General features: G+C 37.9%; 24 protein-coding genes. All 24 read left to right on the top strand.

Going from position 1 to position 24,520, the window contains the following annotated elements; all coding sequences use genetic code 11:
- The first annotated feature begins 136 nt into the window (after positions 1–136).
- The 24 genes from AXY_RS10470 (at position 137) to murA (ending at position 24,419) form a co-directional block, all read left to right on the top strand.
- Entirely contained in the window at positions 137–724 is a 588-nt protein-coding gene (locus AXY_RS10470; RefSeq protein WP_015010787.1) for an AAA family ATPase, read from the top strand.
- Positions 725–959: 235 nt separating this feature from the next.
- Positions 960–1,520, top strand: a complete 561-nt coding sequence (rpoE, locus tag AXY_RS10465) for a DNA-directed RNA polymerase subunit delta (RefSeq protein WP_015010786.1) — start codon at positions 960–962, stop codon at positions 1,518–1,520.
- A 251-nt stretch (positions 1,521–1,771) separates the two neighbouring features.
- Complete coding sequence (locus AXY_RS10460) at positions 1,772–3,370, top strand: CTP synthase (RefSeq protein ID WP_015010785.1); 1,599 nt, start codon at positions 1,772–1,774, stop codon at positions 3,368–3,370.
- Between the two features lie 170 nt (positions 3,371–3,540).
- On the top strand, positions 3,541–3,909 hold the full coding sequence (locus AXY_RS10455) for a response regulator (RefSeq protein WP_015010784.1): 369 nt from the start codon (positions 3,541–3,543) through the stop codon (positions 3,907–3,909).
- 247 nt (positions 3,910–4,156) lie between these two features.
- Positions 4,157–5,011, top strand: a complete 855-nt coding sequence (gene fba, locus AXY_RS10450; protein ID WP_015010783.1) for a class II fructose-1,6-bisphosphate aldolase — start codon at positions 4,157–4,159, stop codon at positions 5,009–5,011.
- 527 nt (positions 5,012–5,538) lie between these two features.
- On the top strand, positions 5,539–6,822 hold the full coding sequence (locus AXY_RS10445; RefSeq protein ID WP_015010782.1) for a UDP-N-acetylglucosamine 1-carboxyvinyltransferase: 1,284 nt from the start codon (positions 5,539–5,541) through the stop codon (positions 6,820–6,822).
- A gap of 274 nt (positions 6,823–7,096) precedes the next feature.
- Complete coding sequence (gene rho, locus AXY_RS10440; protein WP_015010781.1) at positions 7,097–8,377, top strand: transcription termination factor Rho; 1,281 nt, start codon at positions 7,097–7,099, stop codon at positions 8,375–8,377.
- Positions 8,378–8,453: 76 nt separating this feature from the next.
- Positions 8,454–9,425 (top strand): nuclease-related domain-containing protein, encoded by a 972-nt coding sequence (locus AXY_RS10435; protein WP_015010780.1) that lies wholly within the window; start codon positions 8,454–8,456, stop codon positions 9,423–9,425.
- A gap of 664 nt (positions 9,426–10,089) precedes the next feature.
- Positions 10,090–10,335, top strand: coding sequence for a type B 50S ribosomal protein L31 (locus tag AXY_RS10430; RefSeq protein WP_015010779.1), 246 nt, complete (start codon positions 10,090–10,092; stop codon positions 10,333–10,335).
- 142 nt (positions 10,336–10,477) lie between these two features.
- Positions 10,478–11,074 carry a thymidine kinase gene (locus tag AXY_RS10425; RefSeq protein ID WP_015010778.1) on the top strand — a complete coding sequence of 199 codons (597 nt, stop codon included), beginning with the start codon at positions 10,478–10,480 and terminating at the stop codon, positions 11,072–11,074.
- Positions 11,075–11,135: 61 nt separating this feature from the next.
- Entirely contained in the window at positions 11,136–12,206 is a 1,071-nt protein-coding gene (gene prfA / locus AXY_RS10420) for a peptide chain release factor 1 (RefSeq protein WP_015010777.1), read from the top strand.
- Between the two features lies 1 nt (position 12,207).
- Entirely contained in the window at positions 12,208–13,059 is an 852-nt protein-coding gene (prmC, locus tag AXY_RS10415; RefSeq protein WP_015010776.1) for a peptide chain release factor N(5)-glutamine methyltransferase, read from the top strand.
- A 59-nt stretch (positions 13,060–13,118) separates the two neighbouring features.
- The gene (gene spoIIR / locus AXY_RS10410) at positions 13,119–13,706 is read left to right on the top strand and encodes a stage II sporulation protein R (protein ID WP_015010775.1); all 588 of its coding nucleotides are present in this window, start codon (positions 13,119–13,121) and stop codon (positions 13,704–13,706) included.
- A gap of 65 nt (positions 13,707–13,771) precedes the next feature.
- Entirely contained in the window at positions 13,772–14,137 is a 366-nt protein-coding gene (locus tag AXY_RS10405; RefSeq protein WP_015010774.1) for a hypothetical protein, read from the top strand.
- 183 nt (positions 14,138–14,320) lie between these two features.
- Positions 14,321–15,346 carry an L-threonylcarbamoyladenylate synthase gene (locus tag AXY_RS10400; protein WP_015010773.1) on the top strand — a complete coding sequence of 342 codons (1,026 nt, stop codon included), beginning with the start codon at positions 14,321–14,323 and terminating at the stop codon, positions 15,344–15,346.
- A 76-nt stretch (positions 15,347–15,422) separates the two neighbouring features.
- Positions 15,423–15,968, top strand: coding sequence for a manganese efflux pump MntP (locus tag AXY_RS10395; protein WP_015010772.1), 546 nt, complete (start codon positions 15,423–15,425; stop codon positions 15,966–15,968).
- A gap of 175 nt (positions 15,969–16,143) precedes the next feature.
- Positions 16,144–16,722 (top strand): low molecular weight protein arginine phosphatase, encoded by a 579-nt coding sequence (locus AXY_RS10390; protein ID WP_041450176.1) that lies wholly within the window; start codon positions 16,144–16,146, stop codon positions 16,720–16,722.
- Between the two features lie 77 nt (positions 16,723–16,799).
- Positions 16,800–17,246: a ribose 5-phosphate isomerase B gene (gene rpiB / locus AXY_RS10385; protein ID WP_015010770.1), complete on the top strand. Its 447-nt coding sequence runs from the start codon at positions 16,800–16,802 to the stop codon at positions 17,244–17,246.
- Positions 17,247–17,402: 156 nt separating this feature from the next.
- Positions 17,403–18,638, top strand: coding sequence for a serine hydroxymethyltransferase (locus AXY_RS10380; protein ID WP_015010769.1), 1,236 nt, complete (start codon positions 17,403–17,405; stop codon positions 18,636–18,638).
- Positions 18,639–18,846: 208 nt separating this feature from the next.
- Complete coding sequence (gene upp / locus AXY_RS10375; protein WP_015010768.1) at positions 18,847–19,476, top strand: uracil phosphoribosyltransferase; 630 nt, start codon at positions 18,847–18,849, stop codon at positions 19,474–19,476.
- Positions 19,477–19,759: 283 nt separating this feature from the next.
- Positions 19,760–21,916: a S8 family serine peptidase gene (locus AXY_RS10370; protein ID WP_015010767.1), complete on the top strand. Its 2,157-nt coding sequence runs from the start codon at positions 19,760–19,762 to the stop codon at positions 21,914–21,916.
- Between the two features lie 110 nt (positions 21,917–22,026).
- A complete protein-coding gene (locus AXY_RS10365) occupies positions 22,027–22,260 on the top strand; it encodes a DUF1146 family protein (RefSeq protein WP_015010766.1) in 234 nt (77 codons plus the stop codon).
- A gap of 148 nt (positions 22,261–22,408) precedes the next feature.
- Positions 22,409–23,074, top strand: a complete 666-nt coding sequence (locus AXY_RS10360; RefSeq protein ID WP_015010765.1) for a YwmB family TATA-box binding protein — start codon at positions 22,409–22,411, stop codon at positions 23,072–23,074.
- 37 nt (positions 23,075–23,111) lie between these two features.
- Positions 23,112–24,419, top strand: coding sequence for a UDP-N-acetylglucosamine 1-carboxyvinyltransferase (gene murA / locus AXY_RS10355; RefSeq protein ID WP_015010764.1), 1,308 nt, complete (start codon positions 23,112–23,114; stop codon positions 24,417–24,419).
- Positions 24,420–24,520 lie beyond the last annotated feature (101 nt).

Here is a 24,520-nt window from a genome sequence, read left to right as displayed (position 1 = left end):
TTATCTAAGTAGAACATAGGTTTCAATAATTATTTAACATTAATGCAAAAATAATTAATCAACTTATAAATATCGTGCATTTTTCAGGATGATACGATACCATATAAGAAAATGTAAAAAAACGAGGTGTAGTAGGATGCAAAAGTTAGTCTATTTTGTGGGAGTGGCGGGTACAGGGAAAACAACCGTAGCAGAAAAGGTCGCACGTGAGATTCCTTGTGCATTTTTAGATCGTGATACAGTGGGAGGTCGCTTTGTTGAAAGATTCTTAGAACAGCAAGGCTTAGATCCAGATGACCGTGATTCACAATTTTATAAAGAAAATCTTCGTGATTTAGAATATGATACAACGTTAGATATTTGTGTTGAAAACCTTCGTGTTGGTCAAAATGTATTCATGATCTCTCCATTTACTTCAGAGCTAAAAAATAAACAATACTTAGAAGACTTGCTTGTAGCAGCAAATAAAACAAAAGCAGAAGTAGACGTGAAGGTTGTCGTTGTTACACTACAAGATATTGAACAACAACGTAAGCGAATCGAGCAAAGAGGTACAGACCGTGATACTTGGAAGCTTGAGAATTGGGATCAGTATGAAACACGAGTTAATTTCGTTCCTGAAATTAATTGGGATATTCCTGAAGACAGCGTTCTCGTCTTTGATAATTCAGGTGATTTAACAGAAGATAAAGTCGCTGAACTCATTAATTTTATCGGTAAATAATGATATCGTTAATTTTGTTTAGTTAGGATAAATTTTTTCTGATCTTTGTACAACACTAATGATGAGTGATAAAAGTAATCAGTTATTTGTTCATTCTTCATGCAATGTGATTAATTTTATATCAATTAATAAGAAAGATTGCTTTTTATAAAACATACTCATATAATGTACAAATGATGGAATCATGTGATTAAACACGATCGCTTTAAATATGGAGTAAAGGGAGTGCAAAACGGTGTCAATTGCGAATACAAACCGTGAGAATTTACAGGAATACTCGATGATTGAATTAGCAATCCTCGTATTAGAAAAAACAAACAAAGCACTAAATTATAGAGAAATATTTAATCAAGTTGCTGATATAAAAGGTTATTCAGAGTCAGAGCGTCACTCAAACTTAGCTCTTTTCTACACTGACCTTAACTTAGACGGCCGCTTTTTAACACTAGGCGGCGGTGAGTGGGGTTTGAAAAAGTGGTATTCAGTTGAGCAAATTGACGAGGTCATTCAAATCGAAGCAACACCGAAAAAACGTAAGAAGAAAAAGAAAGTGGTCGATCCAGTTGAAGATGATCCAATCATTGATGATGCGGATGAAGATTTAACTGAAGTTCCACTAGATATTGTTGGAGCTGCATATAAAAATACAATTAACGATGACGACGAAGATACATTAACATTAAGTGATGACATCATTGATGAGGAAGACTTCGATGATTATGATGAAGATCTAGATGATGAAGAAGATGAAGATCTAGATGACGAAGATGATTACGATGATGAGGATGAACTCTAAATTTAGCAAGTCGAGTGTCAATTAACTTTTATTTTTTAAAAAGATAACGATCAACTACTTGACATTTTTCTGCTCAATGCGTAATATTTTATTTGGGCTCTACAAAAGAATTATAATGATGCGTCCCCCTGTTACAGGGGGGCGTTTTTGTTTTTAATGTGGCTGTAGAGCGTTTTTAAAACATATAACCGACCTGCTTGGATATTCTACAAGTAGATCCGTATTTTTATGAAAAGGGAGCGAAATAAATCGTGGCAAAATACATCTTTGTAACGGGTGGAGTTGTTTCATCAATTGGTAAAGGGATTGCAGCGGCTTCATTAGGTCGATTACTAAAAAATCGTGGTCTAAACGTAACTATTCAAAAATTTGATCCTTATATTAACGTCGACCCAGGTACGATGAGCCCATATCAACATGGGGAAGTATTTGTAACTGATGACGGTGCGGAAACAGACTTAGACCTTGGACACTATGAGCGTTTTATCGATATTAACTTATCGAAATACTCTAATATTACAACAGGTAAAGTTTATTCATCCGTTATAAAAAAAGAACGTCGTGGTGATTATTTAGGTGCAACAGTTCAGGTAATCCCACACATTACGAATGAAATTAAAGCAAAAGTATTCGAATCTGCTGAACACAGTCATGCTGATGTAGTGATTACAGAAATTGGTGGTACTGTTGGTGATATTGAATCACTTCCATATCTAGAAGCAATCCGCCAAATCAAAAATGATGTAGGTCGAGAAAATGTCATGTATATCCATACGACACTCATACCATATATTAAAGCAGCTGGTGAGTTAAAAACTAAACCAACACAGCACAGCGTGAAGGAATTACGTTCACTTGGTATTCAACCAGACGTCATTATCCTACGTTCAGAAATGCCTGTTCATCAAGAAATGAAGGACAAAATCGCTCTATTCTGTGATATTAAACCATCTAATGTCATTGAATCAACAGACGTTGAAACGATTTATCATATTCCACTTTCACTACGCGATCAGGGTCTAGATCAAATTACTTGTGATCACTTTGGCTTGAACTGTCCAGAACCTGATATGACAGAGTGGGAGAAATTAGCTGAAACTGTTAAGAATTTATCTGGTAAGAAAACAATTGGCTTGGTCGGTAAATATATCGAGTTACCCGATGCTTATATTTCAGTTGTTGAAGCATTGAAACACGCAGGTTATCCATATAATGTTGATGTAGAAGTCAAATGGATTAATTCAGAAGACATTACTGTTGATAATGCTCATGAGTACTTGAAAGATGTTGATGGAATTCTTGTCCCTGGTGGCTTTGGTGATAGAGGTATCGAAGGGAAAATTAATGCCATCCGTTATGCGCGTGAAGAGAAGGTTCCGTTTTTAGGTATTTGCTTAGGCATGCAGCTGGCAACAATTGAATTCGCGCGTAATGTTTTAAACTTAGAAGATGCTCATTCAACAGAAATCAATCCAGACACACCATACCCAGTTATTGATATTCAAGCTGACAAAAAAGATCTGGAAAATATCGGTGGCACACTTAGACTTGGTCTATACCCATGTCACTTGAAAGACGGCTCAAAAATTAAACAAGCATACAATAATGCTGATGTGATTCATGAACGTCACCGCCATCGCTATGAAGTAAACAATGAATATCGTGAAGCACTTGAAGAGAAAGGCTTAGTACTTTCAGGTATGAGCCCTGATAATCGACTTGTTGAAGCAATTGAATTACCTGATCACCCATGGTTTGTTGCGACACAATTCCACCCAGAATTTAAATCACGTCCAACAAGACCACAACAGTTGTTTACAAGCTTTATCGGAGCGATCGTTAATAAGTAAATTTAATAAGTGATGAATGAAGCCTTACCTTTCGTTCATCACTTTTTTATCGTGCAATTGCTCACTTGTGAACAAGGTCAATAGATGGAAAAGTTAGATTTTTTATGTATATTTACAGTAAAATAGGCCTATTATTCAAAAATCTTGTAAGATGAATTGCTAGGGAGGAGATGCAAGTGACTAAAAATGTTTTAATAGTAGACGACCAAGCTGGGATTCGTCTTTTGCTTGAAGAAGTAATTCGTGGTGAAGGCTATCAAGTGACGAGCTGTGAAGATGGGATCTCTGCGATTAACTATGTAAAAGAACATCAACCAGATTTAATGATTATAGATTTTCAAATACCTCTAAAAAGCGGCTCAGAAGTGGTAGCGATATTAGAGGAATCAGGCTACCAAGTACCGACAATTTTCATCAGCGGCTTAATCGAAAATGCAAAAGCGTTGACCAAAAAATATCAAACAGTAAAAGGTTATATTTCCAAACCATTTAATTTAATCGATGTCAAAGAAAAGATAAATCAATTAATGAACGAATAGTCAGAATAAAGGGTTTTAATTACATAATTTACTTAAAATTACAATAACTCTAATAGAATTGTTAAAAAATTTTGACGTAATCGCTTACATTTGCTTCACGTTGTTGCATGGAACTGTCGAAATTGGTATGCTATTAGAGTACCCAATCAAGAAAAAATTTTGACTGGATATAGTCGTGTGCTCATTTTTAATGAGCGTGCCAAATGGCGAATAAATAATTTCTTATATTTTTAAGGAGGAACAATTCATGGCATTAGTATCAATGACAAAAATGCTTCAAGATGCAAAAGCAGGAAAATATGCTGTTGGACAATTTAACATTAACAACTTAGAGTATGTCCAAGCTATTTTACAAGCAGCAGAAGAGGAAAAATCTCCAGCAATTTTAGGTGTTTCTGAAGGAGCAGCACGCTACATGGGTGGCTACGATGTAGTTGTAGCAATGGTTAAAGCTGTTTATAAAGCTCAAGGAACTACTGTTCCAGTAGCAATCCATTTAGATCACGGTTCAAGCTTTGCTGAGTGTGCTAAAGCTATTCATGCAGGTTTCACATCAGTAATGATCGACGCTTCTCATGCTCCATTCGAAGAAAACGTAGCAATTACTTCTAAAGTTGTTGAGTTAGCTCACTTACACGGTGTATCTGTTGAAGCTGAGCTTGGAATCGTTGGTGGAGAAGAAGACGGCGTTGTAGGAGAAGTTATGTATGCTGATCCTAAAGAGTGTCAAGAACTTGTTGAGCGTACTGGAATCGATACATTAGCTCCAGCTCTAGGTTCTGTTCACGGAACTTACAAAGGTGAGCCTAAATTAGGATTTAAAGAAATGGAAGAAATCGGCGCTGCAACTGGTGTGCCACTAGTATTACACGGTGGAACTGGTATTCCATTGAAAGATATTCAAAAAGCAATTTCTTTCGGTACAGCTAAGATTAACGTAAACACTGAAAACCAAATCCAACAAACGAAAACTGTACGTGAAGTATTAGCAGCAAATCCAGATATGATCGACCCTCGTAAATATCTTGGACCTTCACGTGATGTAATTAAAGAAACAGTTATTGGTAAAATGCGTGAATTTGGTTCTTCTAATAAAGCGTAAGAAATCCAGTCAGTGATACTGTTTATTCAAACGGAATGAATGAACAGTAAAATGATAATGGAGTTGTTGTAAAAAGCATCTGCTTTTGTGACAACTCCATTTTTATTATCTAATCTGTTATGATACACGCTTCTGTCAATTTTTTTTCGTGTAAATTATTTGTCAATTGACCAATTTTTAATAAAATGAGGTAGATACATACGTGATTTATTTGTATAATGAAAAGGAATGCGTTTTTTATACAAAGAGCGCGTTTTTCAGAAAATACCATCATGATTCGATAAACAGACTTAATAAGCGAATTATTGGTAAGTTAAAACTACTTAATGAACATTTTCTGTTATAATAAAGGTTGGTAAAGTAAGCGTTTACCTAATCGATTTTTAAGCTTTATCAGGAATTTTATATTCATTGAGACAAGTTTTTTCTTTATGATCTGAACAATTTAAACGCATCAAAGTACCAAGAAGGTATACACTAAGAGTAACGAAACGAGACGACAAATATAAAAAGTGAGGCTACTGATTATGAAAAAATTATTTGTAGAAGGTGGTAACCCTTTAAAAGGAACGGTAAAAATAGGTGGAGCAAAGAACAGTGCGGTTGCTCTATTACCGGCAACAATTTTAGCAGATTCTGAAGTAAGTATTGAAGGCCTACCAGATATTTCCGATATTGTGATCTTAAGTGAATTACTCGAAGAAGTCGGTGGTAAAGTTAGACGTGATGGAAGCACTGTACATATCGATCCAACACATATGACTTCAATGCCACTACCAAATGGAAAAGTTAAAAAACTTCGTGCGTCTTATTATTTCATGGGTGCGATGCTCGGTCGTTTTAAGCGAGCAGTCATTGGGCTACCAGGTGGTTGTCACATTGGCCCGCGTCCAATTGATCAGCATATTAAAGGATTTGAAGCATTAGGTGCTAAAGTCACGAATGAACAAGGTGCAATCTATCTCCGTGCTGATGAGTTAGTTGGCGCTAGAGTTTATCTTGACATCGTTAGTGTTGGCGCAACAATTAATATTATGCTTGCAGCTGTTCGCGCAAAAGGTAAAACGATTATCGAAAATGCAGCGCGTGAGCCTGAAATAATTGATGTTGCAACACTTCTTACAAGTATGGGTGCTAAAATCAAAGGTGCAGGAACAGATGTTATTCGGATTGAGGGTGTTGATTCATTATCTGGATGTACACACACGATTATTCCTGACCGAATTGAAGCAGGTACGTATACAATCCTTGCTGCAGCTTTAGGAGAAGATGTTTTAATTGATAATGTCATTCCACAACACTTAGAGCCTGTTATCGCTAAGCTTCGCGAAATGGGAGTGGAAATTGAAGTAGGGGAAGATAAGCTTCGTGTTAAAAAATCAGAAAATCTAAAAGCCGTTGATATTAAAACACTCGTTTATCCAGGCTTTGCAACAGATTTACAACAACCATTTACAGCACTATTAACGAAAGCTGAAGGTACTTCAATCGTAACTGACACCATTTATAGTGCTCGTTTTAAACATACAGATGAATTGCGCCGCATGAGTGCGAAGATTAAAGTTGAAGGATCAAGTGCAATTGTATATGGTCCAACAAAATTACAAGGAGCAAAAGTTCGAGCCTCAGACCTTCGTGCTGGTGCCTCACTCATCATTGCTGGTTTGATGGCCGAAGGAATTACTGAAATTACAGGAGTCGAACATATAGAACGAGGTTATGAAAACCTAACAACGAAATTAACCAATTTAGGTGCGAAAATTTGGAAAGAAGCGATGACTGAAGAAGAAATTCGCCAAACACAAAATTAACAACATAAATGCAAGCATCTTTTATGCGATGCTTGCATTTTCTTTACTGAAGTCAAGCTTGAATGAAGAAAGAGTTATATTGTAAAAATGGCAAAATAAGCACAAACCCACCACGACTAAGTTGCTATTTCTAGAAAAGCGGTTGAAAATTTTTTCGAAAAGGAGTAGGATAAAAATATCTACCGCATACTTCATGAACACTCAAAATCTTCTAAATTTATATTCCCATTTTTCAATTGAATAAAATAACTAATAGAATAGGTGTGATGATCACGTGTCAGAAGTTACAATTTCACAATTAGAGGAACTGACGTTAAAAGATCTCTACGCAAAGGCAAGAGAATTTAAAGTATCTTACTATGCCAAATTAACGAAACGGGAACTCATTTTTTCAATTTTAAAAGCACAGGCCGAAAAAAGCGGTTATTTATTTATGGATGGAATTCTAGAAATCATTCCATCAGAAGGATTTGGCTTCTTAAGACCAATTAATTATTCACCAAGTGCTGAAGATATTTATATCTCTGCATCTCAAATACGTCGTTTTGATTTAAGAAATGGCGATAAAGTCTCAGGTAAGGTTAGACCACCTAAAGAAAATGAACGATATTATGGCTTGCTTCATGTAGATGCGGTCAATGGAGAAGATCCTGAGCTTGCGAAAGAACGTGTGCATTTTCCAGCGTTAACTCCTCTTTATCCAAATAGAATGATGACACTCGAAACAGAGCCTCATGAAGTCTCAACGCGTATAATGGATATTATTACTCCTGTTGGTTTTGGCCAGCGTGGATTAATCGTAGCGCCACCAAAAGCAGGTAAAACGATGCTACTCACTGAAATTGCCAATAGCATTACTAAAAATCATCCAGATGTTAAGTTAATTATTTTACTTGTTGATGAGCGTCCAGAGGAAGTAACTGATATAGAGCGCCAGGTTCATCCGGACGTTGATGTTGTTAGCTCAACTTTTGATGAAGTTCCAGAGAATCACATTAAAGTATCGGAATTAGTTTTAGAACGCGCGATGCGACTCGTTGAACATAAGAAAGATGTCGTTATTTTGATGGATAGTATTACACGTTTGGCACGTGCTTATAACCTTGTTATTCCACCAAGTGGTCGTACATTATCAGGTGGTATTGACCCAGCAGCCTTCCACCGACCAAAACGTTTCTTCGGTGCAGCGCGTAATATTGAAGAGGGCGGTAGCTTAACGATACTAGCGACTGCTTTAGTTGAAACAGGTTCAAGAATGGACGACGTCATTTATGAGGAGTTTAAAGGAACAGGTAACTTAGAACTTCACCTCGATCGTCAACTTGCTCAACGAAGAATTTTCCCAGCGATTGATCTATTACGTTCAGGTACTCGTAAAGAAGAGCTTCTTATTTCTAAGGAAAAACTCGATATCGTTTGGTCAATGCGTAAAGTGATGCAAGACACACCTGATTTCATCGAACGCCTATTGAAAAAGATTCGCTCAACAAAATCGAACGAAGAATTTTATCAGCAAACGATTGATGAAATGAAGCGGAAAAATATTAAACCATAAAATGAAGCTCTTAATCTTTTGCGAGATTGAGAGCTTTTTTTATAAAGAATATAAATATTAAGAAAGGATTGAAGCAATGAACTATCAATTTGTTGAAAAGTCGAATCGTCTCATCCAATTAGAAGCACTCATACCTAGACTCAAACAATCACATCCCAATTTTCACGAACTAAATATCCAGCTAGGCAAGGATCTAGCAGGCTACGTTGGTGAAAAGAACCTCCGTTATTACTTTGAATTTATTCAAGCAAAGAAAGTCATCCATTTATCTGGACTTCGACTGCACGGTAGCACATACTATACCCAGATTGACCACCTAATTGCAACGCCTCACATAATTTTCATCATTGAAGTCAAAAATCGCAAAGGAATTATCGCACAAAATCAACACGGTCAATACGTCCAACAATACCAACAAACCTCCGTCACCTTTGATAATCCTAAACACCAAGCCGACATCCAAAAACGTCAGCTTGACTATATCCTTCGACACCACGGTTTTCCCTGTATCCCGATTATTCCAATCGTTGCATTTCCACACAACTCAGTTCAACTAGATGTCTCGATAACTTCTAAAGAAGTAATGGTCGCACAGGAAGTACCGTTTTTCACCAATGACTGTCTAGCGAATAATCGCCAACTATACTATAACGACCACCAATTACAACAACTTGAAAAACTTTTAAGAAGTCTTCACCAACCGCGAGAAGTCGATTTGATCAAAGATTACAACATCAAATTAGAGGACTTAAACACAGGTGTACTCTGCCCATTATGTAGAAATATTTTTATGCAGCGACAATACGCAACATGGACATGCTCAAAATGCGAAAATTCCGACCCAACTGCACATCACCAAGCTTTACGAGACTATACTCATCTGTTTAGTCCAATTATCAACAACCGTACAGCCAGATGGTGGTTAGGATTAAGTTGTTACTCACTGACTTATCGCCTGCTATCGGAATTCCCAGTAATTAAACCAAGCGGCCGCAAAGCAGTGCAATATAACTTATCCAGCTTGAATAAAATAGACAAAAGTTCATAAATTATAATCAACTTATTGAAAATGCACACAAGTTCGCGAAAATACACACAAGTTTTCAAAAATACACACAAGTTCGCTGAAATGCACACAAGTTTCCGAAAATACACACAAGTTCCGAGAAATGCACACAAGTTTCCGAAAATACACACAAGTTCACGAAAATGCACACAAGTTTTCGAGAATACACACAAGTTCGCTGAAATACACACAAGTTTTCGAGAATACACACAAGTTCCGGAAAATGCACACAAGTTTTCAAAAATACACACAAGTTCCGGGAAATGCACACAAGTTTTCGAGAATACACACAAGTTCACTGAAATGCACACAAGTTTTCAAAAATACACACAAGTTCCGCGAAATGCACACAAGTTTTCGAGAATACACACAAGTTCGCTGAAATACACACAAGTTTTCGAGAATACACACAAGTTCCGCGAAAATGCACACAAGTTTTCAAGAATATACTCAAGTTCACCAAAAGACAACATCTCCCAACCGGATCTGTCAATCAAAATAAATAAAAGTATTGCATTGTATTTCTGACACTGGTATAATCTAAAAGTATGTAAAAAGGCAGTTTGGAGCAGTTTAACCCGCTGTTGTAAGCTAGCCAAAATTAACTCTGATTCCGGTGGATTCAGGGCAAAAGGAGTTGGAACACATGAAAAAGGATATTCATCCAGAATACCAAAAAGTTGTATTTCTTGATACGAGCTCTGGCTATAAATTTTTAAGCGGATCAACTAAGAAATCAGAAGAAACAATTGAGTGGGAAGACGGAAATACTTACCCATTAATCCGCGTTGAAATTAGCTCGGAATCTCATCCATTCTACACTGGTAAACAAAAAGCAGATACTGCTGGTGGCCGTGTGGATCGCTTTAAGAAAAAATATAACATTAACTAAGAAATACCTAGTGATACTAACGACAGCCATTCCACAATGGATTGGCTGTCTTAAGTCTTGCTAAAACTAGACACAGGCCACCGTCAAAACGAGCCTGTTTTTTTATTTCGACAAACAGACAAACAAATGGAGGACAACTACGATGAAGCAAGGATCAATTGAGCTGATCTGCGGCAGCATGTTTTCAGGAAAATCAGAAGAACTTATTCGCCGTATCCGTCGTGCAAAATACGGCAAACTAAACACAGTCGTATTCAAACCCGCGATCGATAATCGATACTCAGAAGAAGCGATCATGACACACAATGGCAACTCAATCAAAGCATATTCAGTGACATCATTATCTGAATTAGTTGAAAAACTCTCCCCTGAAATTGATGTGGTCGGAATTGATGAAGTACAATTTTTCGAAAAAGAAATCGTTGATCTCGTTAGTCAACTTGCAGATCTTGGCTTTCGTGTAATACTTGCTGGACTTGATACTAATTTCCGCGGTGAACCATTTGGGTTTATGCCGGAATTAATGGCACTCAGCGAATCTGTTACAAAACTAAATGCAATTTGCCCAAAATGTGGAGCAGATGCTAGTCGAACACAGCGATTAATTGATCAAAAGCCGGCACACTACGATGATCCAATCATTAAAATTGGGGCATCAGAATCGTATGAACCTCGCTGCCGAAAATGTCACGAAGTACCAGGCAAACCGGATTATGAATATAAAATCAAACAACTTTGACCGAGTCCCTGCCGATAATATATAATAAATTGAATGATTCGAACAAAAAGAGGTGGAATCCATGCTTGATAAATTAGCTGGTCTAGAAGAACGTTATGAAAAATTAAACGAATTATTAAGTGACCCAGACGTAATAAGTGATACAAACAAGTTACGTGAATATTCAAAAGAACAATCTGATTTACAAGATATTGTTGACGCATACCGTGAATATAAAAATATTAATGAACAATTAGAAGGCGCTAAAGAAATGCTTCAGGAAGAAACAGATCCTGAGATGAAAGAAATGATTCAACAGGAACTTGATGAACTCGAACCACAAATCCCAGAAATAAAAGAAAAACTGAAAATATTACTCTTACCGAAAGATCCGAATGACGATAAAAACGTTATTATGGAAATCCGTGGCGCTGCTGGTGGAGATGAAGCGGCTTTATTTGCAGGAGATCTATTCAGAATGTACCACCGTTATGCAGAGGCTGAAGGCTGGAAGATCGATGTTATGGAAGCAAGCTCAACTGGTGTCGGCGGCTACAAAGAAATTATCTTTATGATTAATGGTAAAGGTGCCTACTCAAAACTGAAATACGAAAACGGCGCACACCGTGTTCAACGCGTACCGGAAACAGAATCAGGTGGACGAATCCATACATCTACAGCTACGGTAGTTTGTTTACCTGAAGCAGAAGATGTTGAGGTTGATATCCAAGAAAAAGATATCCGGGTAGATACGTTCGCATCAAGTGGACCAGGTGGCCAAAGTGTTAACACGACAATGTCAGCTGTTCGTCTAACACACGTCCCAACTGGAATCGTCGTTTCAATGCAAGATGAAAAATCACAAATTAAAAACAAAGAAAAAGCGATGAAGATTCTCCGTGCTCGTATTTATGATATGTATCAACAAGAGGCACAAGCTGAATTAGACCAAACACGTAAATCAGCTGTCGGTACAGGTGACCGTTCAGAACGAATTAGAACGTATAACTTCCCGCAAAACCGAGTTACTGACCACCGAATTGGCTTAACCATTCAAAAGCTCGATCAAATTTTAGAAGGGAAGCTCTCTGAGATTATTGATGCTCTGATTATGGAAGAGCAAGCTCACAAAATGGAGCACGTTGGTGATTAATATGAGTCAAACAATTCAAGAAGTCCTCAATAGGGCTTCTGTTTTTTTAGAAGAACATGGCCGAGAACCTAAAGTAGCTGAGATACTCTTGCTTCATCACACCAATTTTTCAAAAACAGACCTACTCTTGAATCTGCGCGAGCCAATTGATGAAGCAACGCTAAACGCATTTTTGAAAGATATTGAGACACATGCGACAACAGGCAAGCCCGTCCAACACCTAACTGGAACGGAACAATTCTACGGGCGAAACTTTACTGTTAACGAGCACGTGCTCATTCCAAGACCAGAAACTGAAGAACTCGTTCAACTGATTTTAGCAAAAACGAAAGATCAGCCACGACCACTGAAAGTACTAGATATCGGAACAGGAAGCGGGGCAATTGCGATTACGCTAAAAAGTGAAGATCCAACATTAACAGTTGAAGCGAGCGATATTTCGACACAAGCACTCGCAATTGCTAAGCAAAATGCTACAAACCTTAACGCAGACGTGAAGTTTCATCAAAGTGATTTTTTACAAAAATGGCTCGGTACAGGTGAAAAGTTTAATTTAATTGTTTCAAACCCACCGTACATTGCATGGGAAGAGCGTGAAACCTTATCTGATACTGTGAAAAATTTTGATCCAGAGCTCGCCTTATTCGCTGATAATCAAGGCCTTAAAGCTTACGAAACAATTATCAACCAAGCCAAATCAGTTCTCGCACCATCAGGATGTCTAGCATTTGAAATTGGCCATCAACAAGCAGAGTCAGTTACACAATTAATCAAATCAGCATTCCCAACGAGCTCTGTTGAAGTGATTAAGGACATCAATCAAAAAGATCGAATCATTTTTGCAAAATGCTAGTTTAAAAGATTTCCCCTCTGGTGATACTAGTCTTAAGATTGATGCCGGAGGGGAAAATAATGAAACAGGTTTTTCAAGTAATCATGTCACTCGTGATTTTGTTAACTCATCAACCAGTTCCAATGCCAGAAACAGCTGGCTATCAAATGATTCCAGATGAAGCGATTAGGTTAAGAATTTTAGCAGAGAGTGATGATCCAGAAGATCAACAATTAAAATATGCTGTGCGTGACGCGGTTAATGCTGAAATTACAACTTGGGTAGAGCAATTGACGAGTATCGAGGATGCGCGAGAAATCATCAAGACTCGACTTGATCAAATTGATATGATTGTTGCCAATACATTAAAAGATCACGGTTCAACGATTAATTACACGATCGATTATGATTCAAATGTTTTATTCCCAGCAAAACTGTATGATCAATATGTGTACCCTGCTGGTGAGTATGAAGCGATACTAATTACGCTAGGTGAAGGAGAAGGCTCGAACTGGTGGTGTGTACTATTCCCGCCATTATGTTTTCTTGACTTCTCAGCAGGGACGACAGTATCAATGGACGAGGAAGAACAAGTTGCTGAACAAGAAGAGTCAGACCTCACAGATAAACCGAAAATCTCATTCTTTTTTCTTGAATGGTTTAGATAATCTATCATGAATGGTTGCTAACCTTCATAGACTAGACTAGAAAAACTTGAGAGGGAGCGATTGACATGTTATTAACGCCACTGCCGTCCGATGAAAGCATGAAAGAGTTGCCTTTTCAACATTTAATCAGCAAAAATCAACAACAGCAGATGACTTATTTAATCAAAGACAGAAAGCGAGTGCTAGGTTTTGTCGAGCTCGAGTGGGAGGACGAAAAGATTTGTAAGTTAACTAAATTTGTTGTGACCAAGCTAGATCATACAGAGCAATTGATTGAGATTTTCTATCACATTCTTGAAAAATTCGAACGCACAGAAGCTGAGCATTTAATTGTAGAAACAGAAGAAGAACCACTAACAGAATTATTAATTTGGCTCGGTTTTAAACAATGGTCTGATGAAAAAAATATTTTAGGCTACACTTATAGTTAAGACAATCTTATCCGCAGACATGACCTGTTGTCCAAGCATATTGGTGAAAATTTGTTAATCTCCAAAAACTGACTTGTATAAATTATAAATTATCGCTAAAATAGGCAAAGAGCAAATTGAACCTGTTAATAAGTTGTGGGTAACTTATTCGGCAAAGCCGTTAAAGGAAAGAAGGACTTATTTATGTCAATGCAAACAGAATTTTTAATCTGGGATGAGCAGGCGACAGACCAACTATCAAAATATATTAGATCAGGCGAGGTTGTCGCTTTTCCAACAGAGACAGTCTATGGACTAGGAGCGGACGCAACAAATCCTGAAGCCGTTAAGAAAATATTTCTAGCGAAGGGCCGCCCATCAGATAATCCATTGATTGTTCATGTAGCCAGTATTGAACAAATTGAAAGCTATGTAACAGAAATATCACCAGCTGCACGGCGATTAATTCAAGCATTTATGCCTGGACCACTTACTGTTGTGCTACCAAGCAACGGAAAGATTTCCGATCAAGTAACAGCAGGTCTAGACACAGTTGGCGTGAGGATTCCAGACCACCCAGCCGCACAAGAGCTGATTCAGAAAGCAAACGTACCGATTGCAGCACCTAGTGCCAATCTTTCAGGTAAGCCAAGCCCAACAAGTGCGATCCATGTGTTCCAAGATTTGAACGGAAAAATTAAGGCGATATTAGATGGTGGGACAACTGGTGTTGGATTAGAATCAACTGTTGTCGATTGTACCGGAGAAAAACCAGAAATTATCCGCCCGGGCGGTGTAACACAAATGGAGATTGAAGAAGTACTCGGGTATCCTGTTGAACTTGCAACAGAGGATGCCAGTGAAGTACAACCAAAATCACCAGGGATGAAATATACACACTATCAACCAGATGTCCCGTTAATTTTGATTGATGGTGATCAGGAATTTTTCCAAGCACAAATTGACGAATATCGATCAAATGGAGAAAAGGTAGGAGTGCTCGCAAGCGAGGAGTTAGCGACAATTCTAAATGCAGATCTGATTCATATTTGTGGAACAGTTGAGAATTTATCAACAGTAGCAGGTCAGCTATACCAATCGTTAAGAGTCTTTAAGAAAACAGAGGTTGATATCATTCTAACAGAGGTATTTCCAACAGAAGGTATTGGACAAGCGATTATGAATCGACTTAACAAAGCAGCAAATCAAATCATAAAACAAGAAAAATGACAGGTACTTACCGAGTCATTTTTTTATTTCCCTAGCATAAACTTTATTTAGCTCGTCCAACCAAGGGGGAATACCAATGCTAAATTCAATTGTTACACAACTCATCCTTGCAATTGTCGTCTCATTTGACGCTTTTTCAGTTTGTCTAGGTATCGGCCTCCAACCGATCAGATTAAAAAAGGTAGCAGAGATTGGCATTTGGATTGGCTTATTTCATATCTTAATGCCACTTCTAGGATTACTTCTAGGTAGTTTCCTCAATGATCGTTTTACCCATTTAACTGAGCTAATAAGTGGACTATTGCTTTTCGGCATTGGTGCCCAACTTATTTTTCAAACATTTGCAGAACAGACTCGTCAATCATCTCCAAAAACACTGACAACATCTGCAATTACGATGCTCGCATTTTCAGTTAGTATCGATAGCTTTCCTGTTGGCATTAGCCTAGGTATCTCTGGCTTCCATACAGCACTTACACTCGTACTATTTGGTAGTGTATCAATGTTTGCTGCTTGGCTCAGTCTATTAATCGGAAAGAAAATTCAACATAATATCAACCGCTCGCTTGCATGGATTGGTGGTCTTATTCTATGTATTCTCGGCCTGAAAATTATTTTTTAGCAAAAATACAGCTTGACTCAACATCAATATGAGTAGACGCAAGCTTATTTTTCTTCGCAAAAAACTCTCCCTCCCAATGCTTTCAATACCCCCATTCTTTGTAGCATCTTATTTGGTTCCCACTTCCTGTTATGATATGATTTACATGAAAAAATTAAGCCAAAGGGGAGAAATAATGAAAATATTATTTGTCTGCACAGGCAATACATGTAGAAGTCCAATGGCAGAAGCAATTCTTAAATCAAAAGCAAACTTTGAAGTCCAATCGGCTGGAATTGCAGCAATGACTGGTCAACCGACAAATCCAAAAGCGATTGACACTTTAAAGGCAAATCAGATTGACTTCTCAGGACAATCACAACAGCTCGATTCAGAACTTGTTGACTGGGCAGATTTGATTTTAACAATGACTAATCACCATAAACAGGCGATTACCTCTCACTTTTCAGCTGGTATTGATAAAGTTTTTACACTAAAAGAGTATACGAGTGATGACGCCGATGAGACTTGGCAAGCTTTAAAAGCTACTTATTTAAAATTAGAAGAAAAAAGAGCCAGCATCAGTGAAAACTCAACAAAAGAAGAGATTGAAGCCTGCTTAAGTGAAGAAATTGCTGAAATCAGACGGCTTGAAGAGAAGCTTAGAGACTTGGATATTGTCGATCCATTTGGTCAGAATCTTGAAGCATATCAACAGGCATATCAAGAAATTAACAGCGCAATTGACAAATTAATTGAAAAGTTGCCAGAATAATAAGAAAGCTACTATTATTTAAGCCTAAAAATGAGTACAATAGAGTTAAGTAAAATTGATGAGGAGTGGAAGGATTAATGAAAGTTATTATTACAGCAGATCACGCTGGTTATGAATTAGCACAAGAATTAGTACCATTTATTGAAGAACTTGGAGCAACAGTTGAATATACAGGACCAACAACTTCAGAGTCAGTTGACTTTTCAGACTATGGTTTTCCAGCAGCTGAAAAAGTTTCAAGTGGCGAATTTGACCGCGGTTTAGTCATTTGTGGTACAGGCATTGGGATGTCAATTGCAGCTAACAAAGTAAAAGGCATTCGCTGTGCACTTGTACATGACGTATATACAGCACGTGTAACACGTGAACATAACAACTCGAACGTTTTAGCAATGGGCGCGCGTGTTATCGGTGTTGATCTAGCTAAAGAAATCGTAAAAACATGGATCGGCACTGATTTTGAAGGTGGTCGTCACCAACGCCGCCTTGATAAAGTTGCTGAATACGAACAAGCAAATCGCTAAAAAGTAGAGAAAGACTTTTTTAGGTCCTCAATTAATACATCACGTTCTAAAATCTAAAGATCAAGAGACCTGTAGGTGTTGCTGATTTTGTAGGTGGATAACCATCTACAATCAAATAAATTTTTAATAGAAGAGGATTAAGGGGGAACGATGAGGATGAAATTTTTACAAGCAAGTGACCAAGAATTGTACCAAGCGATTGAACAGGAGCGAGCAAGACAACACGATAAAATCGAGTTGATCGCTTCAGAAAACTTTGTCTCAGAAGCGGTAATGGAGGCACAGGGCTCTGTTTTAACAAACAAGTACGCTGAAGGATACCCAGGCAAGCGCTACTACGGCGGCTGTGAATATGTGGATATCGCAGAGAACCTCGCTCGTGACCGCGCTAAAAAGCTATTTGGTGCTGAGCATGTCAACGTTCAGCCACACTCAGGCGCACAGGCAAATATGGCTGTTTATTCAGCATTTTTAACACCTGGTGACACGGTGCTAGGCATGAACCTATCTCACGGTGGCCACTTAACGCACGGTAGTCCAGTAAACTTTAGTGGAAAGCTCTACAACTTCGAAGAATACGGTGTAGACCCAGAAACAGAAATGCTCGATTATGAAGCAATTCGTCAAAAGGCGCTCGAGGTAAAACCTAAGTTGATTGTTGCAGGAGCAAGTGCATACCCACGCTTAATTGACTTTAAGAAATTCCGTGAAATTGCTGATGAGGTTGGCGCATACTTAATGGTTGATATGGCACACGTTGCTGGACTTGTCGCAACAGGTCATCATCCAGATCCAGTTCCATATGCTGATTTCGTCACGACAACAACACATAAGACGCTCAGAGGCCCACGTGGCGGTATGATTTTAACTAAAGAAAAATACGCCAAGAAAATTGATTCATCTGTTTTTCCAGGCATGCAAGGTGGTCCATTAATGCACGTTATTGCAGCTAAAGCAACTGCATTTAAAGAAGCATTAGACCCAAGCTTTAAAGATTATTCAGAACAGATTATCAAAAACGCTCAAAGCCTAGCAGAAAGCTTGCAAGCTGAAGGTATTCGTCTTGTTTCAGGCGGTACGGACAACCACTTATTACTCCTAGATGTTCGCACCCTTAATCTAACTGGAAAAGATGCAGAGAAAATTCTTGATGATATCGGCATGACAACAAACAAGAACACAATTCCATTTGACCCAGAAGGACCATTTATTACAAGTGGTGTTCGTGTTGGTACAGCAGCAGTCACAACACGTGGCTTTAAAGAAGCTGAACTAAAAGAAGTCGGCTCAATCATTGCCTTTACTTTGAAGAATTACCAAGATGAAGCAAAATTAACAGAAGCGAAACAACGTGTCAAAGCACTGACAGATCGTTTCCCGCTCTATAAATAAAAATGAAAAGTCGAAACCAGTTTATGAATGGCTATCTGTTGAGTAGACAGCTGGCAGCTCATATTCTTGTTTCGACTTTTTCGTATATTTTCTGTAGTACGTGCGAATAAAATATATTTTTGTCAAAAAGAATCGAACTTTACTTGAAAGCACAGACTATTTTCTGTACAATTTTATAGATATATAAATTGATAAGGAGTGATCGAACGTGAGTAATGTATTTGTACTGGATCATCCATTGATACAACACAAAATCACACATATTCGACAAACAGAAACAGGTACAAAAGATTTCCGTGACCTAGTTGATGAAGTAGCAGGCCTAATGGCTTATGAGATTACACGCGATTTACCATTAACTGAAATTGAAATTGAAACACCTGTAGCAAAAATGAAATCAAAAGTATTGAGCGGTAAGAAAATTGGTATCGTGCCAATTTTACGTGCAGGTTTAGGTATGGTAGACGGCGTATTACGTCACATCCCAGCAGCAAAAGTAGGCCACGTTGGGCTATATCGTGATCCGGAAACATTAAAGCCTGTTGAATATTATTTCAAGATGCCAAACGACATTTCTGAACGTGAATTAATTGTCGTTGATCCAATGCTTGCAACTGGTGGATCAGCAGCTGACGCGATCGATTCCTTGAAAAAGCGTGGCGCAAGACGAATTAAATTTGTTTGTCTAATCGCAGCACCAGAAGGCGTTAAATATCTTCAGGAAAAACACCCAGACGTTGATATCTACCTTGCACAAATCGACGAAAAACTAAACGAAAAAGGTTATATCGTCCCAGGTCTTGGCGACGCAGGTGACCGCCTCTTCGGAACTAAATAATGATGACAAAAAACTGCTTCCATCGAAGCAGTTTTTTTATTGAGAAAAGTGTTGGATGATTTTACATTAACTACTAATTCTGGTGCGATCGCACTCAAAATCGAAATTTCGCACGCAAATCTCAAAATTCGCACATAATCATAGTGCGATCGCACACAAATCAGTAATTTCGCACTCAAACTGGAAAAATTGAACCATTCATCATAAATTCACGTAGTTTCAGCTTGTATTTTTTCTAATTGATCGAGTCATACTAGATTGGAAAAGGGAGCGATCAAACAAGATGAAACGTGCCATCATATTATTTTTATTAATCATATCTATACCAATTACACTACAAGCGCAGTCACCTCACCAACCAAAGCGATTACTTCTTGAGCTGAATGTACCAGCAGATGAGTTTATCGAAACACTAGATCGTGACTATCCTAGGGTAACAATTTTAGAAACATTTGAGACACTATTTGATGGCATCGCAATTGAAGGACAAATGCATCAACTTGATCGAATTGTTGAAGATGAAGCTGTCAAACAGGCATATCCGATTACGACATATTCTGTCACACCAGAGAAAGTTCAGTTCATTGAGCAAGGGAAAATACCGAGCCGTCCAAAAAATGCAGATCAGCACACATACACAGGAAAAGGCGTAAAAATTGGTGTGATCGATACGGGGATAGACTATACACACCCTGATCTTGAAGCAAATTATCAAGGTGGCTATGATTTGGTTGATTTTGATGATGATCCGATGGAAACGACATCGACTCAAGGGATTCCAACAATACATGGTACACATGTTGCTGGGATAATTGCAGCAAATGGAACAGTTCAAGGTGTTGCACCAGATGCTGAACTTTACGGTTATCGCGCACTTGGCCCAGGAGGATTTGGAACATCTGTCCAAGTGATCGCAGCAATTGAAAAAGCGGTAAACGACGGTATGGATATCATTAACCTATCGCTAGGCAATCGAGTTAATGGACCAGATTATCCAACGAGTCTAGCAGTTAATCAAGCAATCAAGCATGGTGTATCAGTTGTGATCGCCAACGGCAACTCCGGTCCAAACGAATGGACTGTCGGATCACCAGCAACAGCAACAGATGCAATCTCAGTTGGTGCATCAACACAAAAATACCAAACACCGATCCTCATTGAACCAAAGCAAAATAAACAGATTCAAATTAAACAAATTTCCAATACGAAAGACTGGACACTTAATCGCGACTATTCAGTTGAATATCACGGACTAGGCATCGATGCACTACCAGATTTAACGGGAAAAATTGTTTTATTCAAAAGAGGCGAAATTAGCTTTGCAGAAAAAATCACCAACGCGATCCAAGCAAATGCAGAGGCGGTAATCATTTTTAATAACTCTCCTGATCCAATCGAAGCAGGAGTTGAAGGAAGTGAAACACTAGACATTCCAGCTGTTTTTATTTCACAAGATGATGGCGAATGGCTAATGGAGCAAATTGAAAGATCAAATCAACTTTGGCTAAAAACAAAATATGAAACACGCGAAAATCATATTGCAAACTTTAGTTCACGTGGTCCGGTCACCGCAAATTGGGAGATCAAACCTGATATTGTTGCACCTGGTGTTGACATTATGAGTACAATTCCAAATGGATATGCAAGTCTGCAAGGAACAAGTATGGCAGCACCTTATGTCACTGGAGCATTAGCCGTTTTAAAAGAAGCACATCCCAATTGGACACCCGCTCAATTAAAAGCAGCACTATTAACTCAAGCTAACAGAATCGACGATCAGACGCCAACTGAACAAGGAATGGGAGAAGTTAATCTAAGCAAATCTATTCACACATCAGTTTTAATTACAAACTCAATGATTAACTTTGGCTTAATTGACGAACGCGTAAATAGACAAACAGAACATGTAACGATTACGAATGTGTCAGATGCCCCGATTAAAGTCAGATTTAGCCGTCCACCAATTAAAAAAGGTGTAAGATGGACATTACCAAAATCGACAACGCTTAACCCAAACGAAGCAAAAACCTTACCGATTCAGCTGTCAATTAGACCAGATCAACTTAAAACAGGAATTTATCAAGACTATCTAACAGTAGAAATTGATCGTAAAGATTATCACTTACCTTACTTATTCATAAATCAAACAGCTGAATTTCCACACATAGCTGGTTTTGAAGTTGAACAAAGCTATAAAGATGAACAAATTTATCATATACGCCTCCAACTTGCTAACACAACCGAATCGTTAATGATCGAGCTTTACGATCCAGTCACTTACGCATACTTAGGCGAACTGTTATATGCAGAAAATCTTGAAGCAGGATTATTCGAAACAACAATTGATCTTTCAGATGAAAAGCAACTAGACCAATATTTACTCAATGTCACAATCACCACAGACAATGAAACGACATATTACCAACACACGATCCATTAACAAAAAAACTTTAACATTCCCCAAAGGTATGTTAAAGTTTTTTTAGAGCTTTTCTCGACAGGAACCGCTAATATTTCCCGGGAAATATCAATTACTGAAGGAGGGTGGAAATGTTACAGGATTTAGGTAAACAAGCTGTATTTAATATCACCTCGCATATTATTTTTATTATGATTACATGGCAAGTACTCCAAGCCGTTCGGATTGAAGAGATTTTTAAGAAAAACCGCGTATTTGAAGCGCGCGTGTTGATCGTGTTTTTGACGATTACAATCGGTTCAGTCGTCAGCAATTTTTTCATCGATCTTATCAACTGGGCTCAACAAATCGTCTATTTATTCTAAATTCTGCAGTGGTTTTTCCTTTTGTGAAAAATCACTTTTCATTACAGCACCACACTGAATATATTTCCACAAGTAAATTATTTCGATTTGAATAAGAACCATCGTCCTCGGTCATACTGAGTAGTAAAAATGATTTGGGGAGAAGAGAATGAAAACAGTGATTCATAGTTTACTGGTTTTATTGCTAATACCACTTTTTAATCCTATCAAAGTCGAAACATCATTAAATCAACTGATTCAATTTGCACACGAGCATCAATATCAAATTGAATCTGGTCAATTAATCATAAAAGAAGCATTCTCAACGACAGAACAAGACCACATTGAAAAGCAACTGATTGAATTAGGCTTTGAAAAATCCAATCACAGATTTGATCGCGAATTAGCGCCAGATTTAATTGAAACGGTGACAATAATTGATACTCAAGATCAGCGAGAAATCACCGTAAATTATCAATTAACAGGAAACATTAGTCTATGGAGTGAAGATAAGGATTACGCCAATAGGACTAACAGATTAATTGCCACGATTTACACAAGTAAAAGGCATGATTATGCTTGTATTAAGTTATCTATTCATGATATGATGCTAAGTGGATATTTTTTTGAAAATATTAAAAAAGAATGGAACTATCAAGAGATTGATAGAATTGAAGAGCCTGATTTAACAGTCATGTCCGGCTATTCACCAAAATTTAAACAAAAAATCCCATATAAAAATCAACTAATGAACTTACAGATTTCAGTCAGAACAGGAATTAACCAAGAAAAACAAGTTATGATAGGCACACCTATCCTTATGACTGAATACTAATGATATATAGACTTTGAAATTTAGAGGAGAATGCATCTTGGAAAAAATAATCATTAAAGGTGGTAACCGTTTATTTGGAACTGTTAAGGTTGAAGGAGCAAAAAACGCTGTTTTACCTGTAATAGCTGCAACTTTAATGGCATCTACAGGAATATCAAAAATTTATAACGTACCTGCATTAGCAGATGTATATACAATAAAAGATGTATTAAAACATTTGAATGCTAAAGTAACACTAGAAAAAAATCAATTAACGGTCAACGCAACGAGACCATTACTAACAGAAGCGCCATTAGAGTATGTTACGAAAATGCGTGCATCAGTTTTAGTATTAGGTCCATTACTTGCGCGCTATGGTCATGCAAAAGTAGCCATGCCAGGTGGCTGTGCAATCGGCTCACGTCCAATTGATTTACATTTAAAAGGATTTGAAGCACTAGGTGCAAATGTACATGTTGGCAATGGATATGTAGAAGTATATGCAAATAAACCTTTGAAGGGTGCAAAGGTCTATTTAGATGTGCCTAGCGTTGGGGCGACAGAAAACATTATGATGGCTGCAACCCTTGCTAAAGGAAAGACTATTATTGAAAATGCTGCAAAAGAACCAGAAATTGTTGATCTAGCAAACTTCTTAAATAAGATGGGTGCTAGAGTTATTGGTGCTGGAACTGAAACGATTAAAATTATTGGTGTTGAACAATTAAAAGGCGTAGAACACACAGTAATTGCTGACCGAATCGAAGCAGGAACTTATATGGCAGCAGCAGCGTTAACTGGCGGAAATGTCCTTGTCGAAGGTGCTGAAATTGACCACTGTCGAGCAATCGTATCTAAGTTTGAAGAAATGGGTGTAACAGTTATGCCTGAACCAAACGGTATTCGTGTTATTGGTCCGGAAAAATTAAAGCCTGTTGATATTAAAACATTACCTTATCCAGGTTTCCCAACAGATATGCAATCACAAATGATGACTCTAATGCTAAAAGCTGAAGGCACGAGCATCGTGACTGAGACAGTATTTGAAAATCGTTTTATGCACGTAGAAGAATTTAGACGCATGAATGCTGATATGAAAATTGAAGGCAGAAGTGTAATTATTAAAGGCGATCGAGAGCTCCAAGGTGCAGAAGTCCAAGCAACAGACCTAAGAGCAGGTGCATCTCTCGTCTTACTTGGCCTGATCGCTGAAGGCTACACGCGCGTCACAGAACTTAAACATATCGATCGTGGCTATGTTGGTTTAGTAGAAAAACTTCGCACACTCGGCGCTGACATTGAAAGAGTTGATGAAGCGACACAAATTACAACAGAAGAACCGGTTGAAAAAGTTTCCTCATTATAAACAGAAAAAAATAACGAAACTCCCCTAAACGTTAGCGTCAGACATTGAATCATTGACTCTAACGTTTAGGGGAGTTTTTTGCTTGAAAGCCCCACCTAATT

This window comes from Amphibacillus xylanus NBRC 15112 (assembly GCF_000307165.1).
In the GTDB taxonomy this organism is placed as follows: Bacteria; Bacillota; Bacilli; order Bacillales; family Amphibacillaceae; genus Amphibacillus; species Amphibacillus xylanus.
Note: the sequence above shows the minus strand (reverse complement) of the source record. Positions and strands in the feature narration are given on the sequence as shown.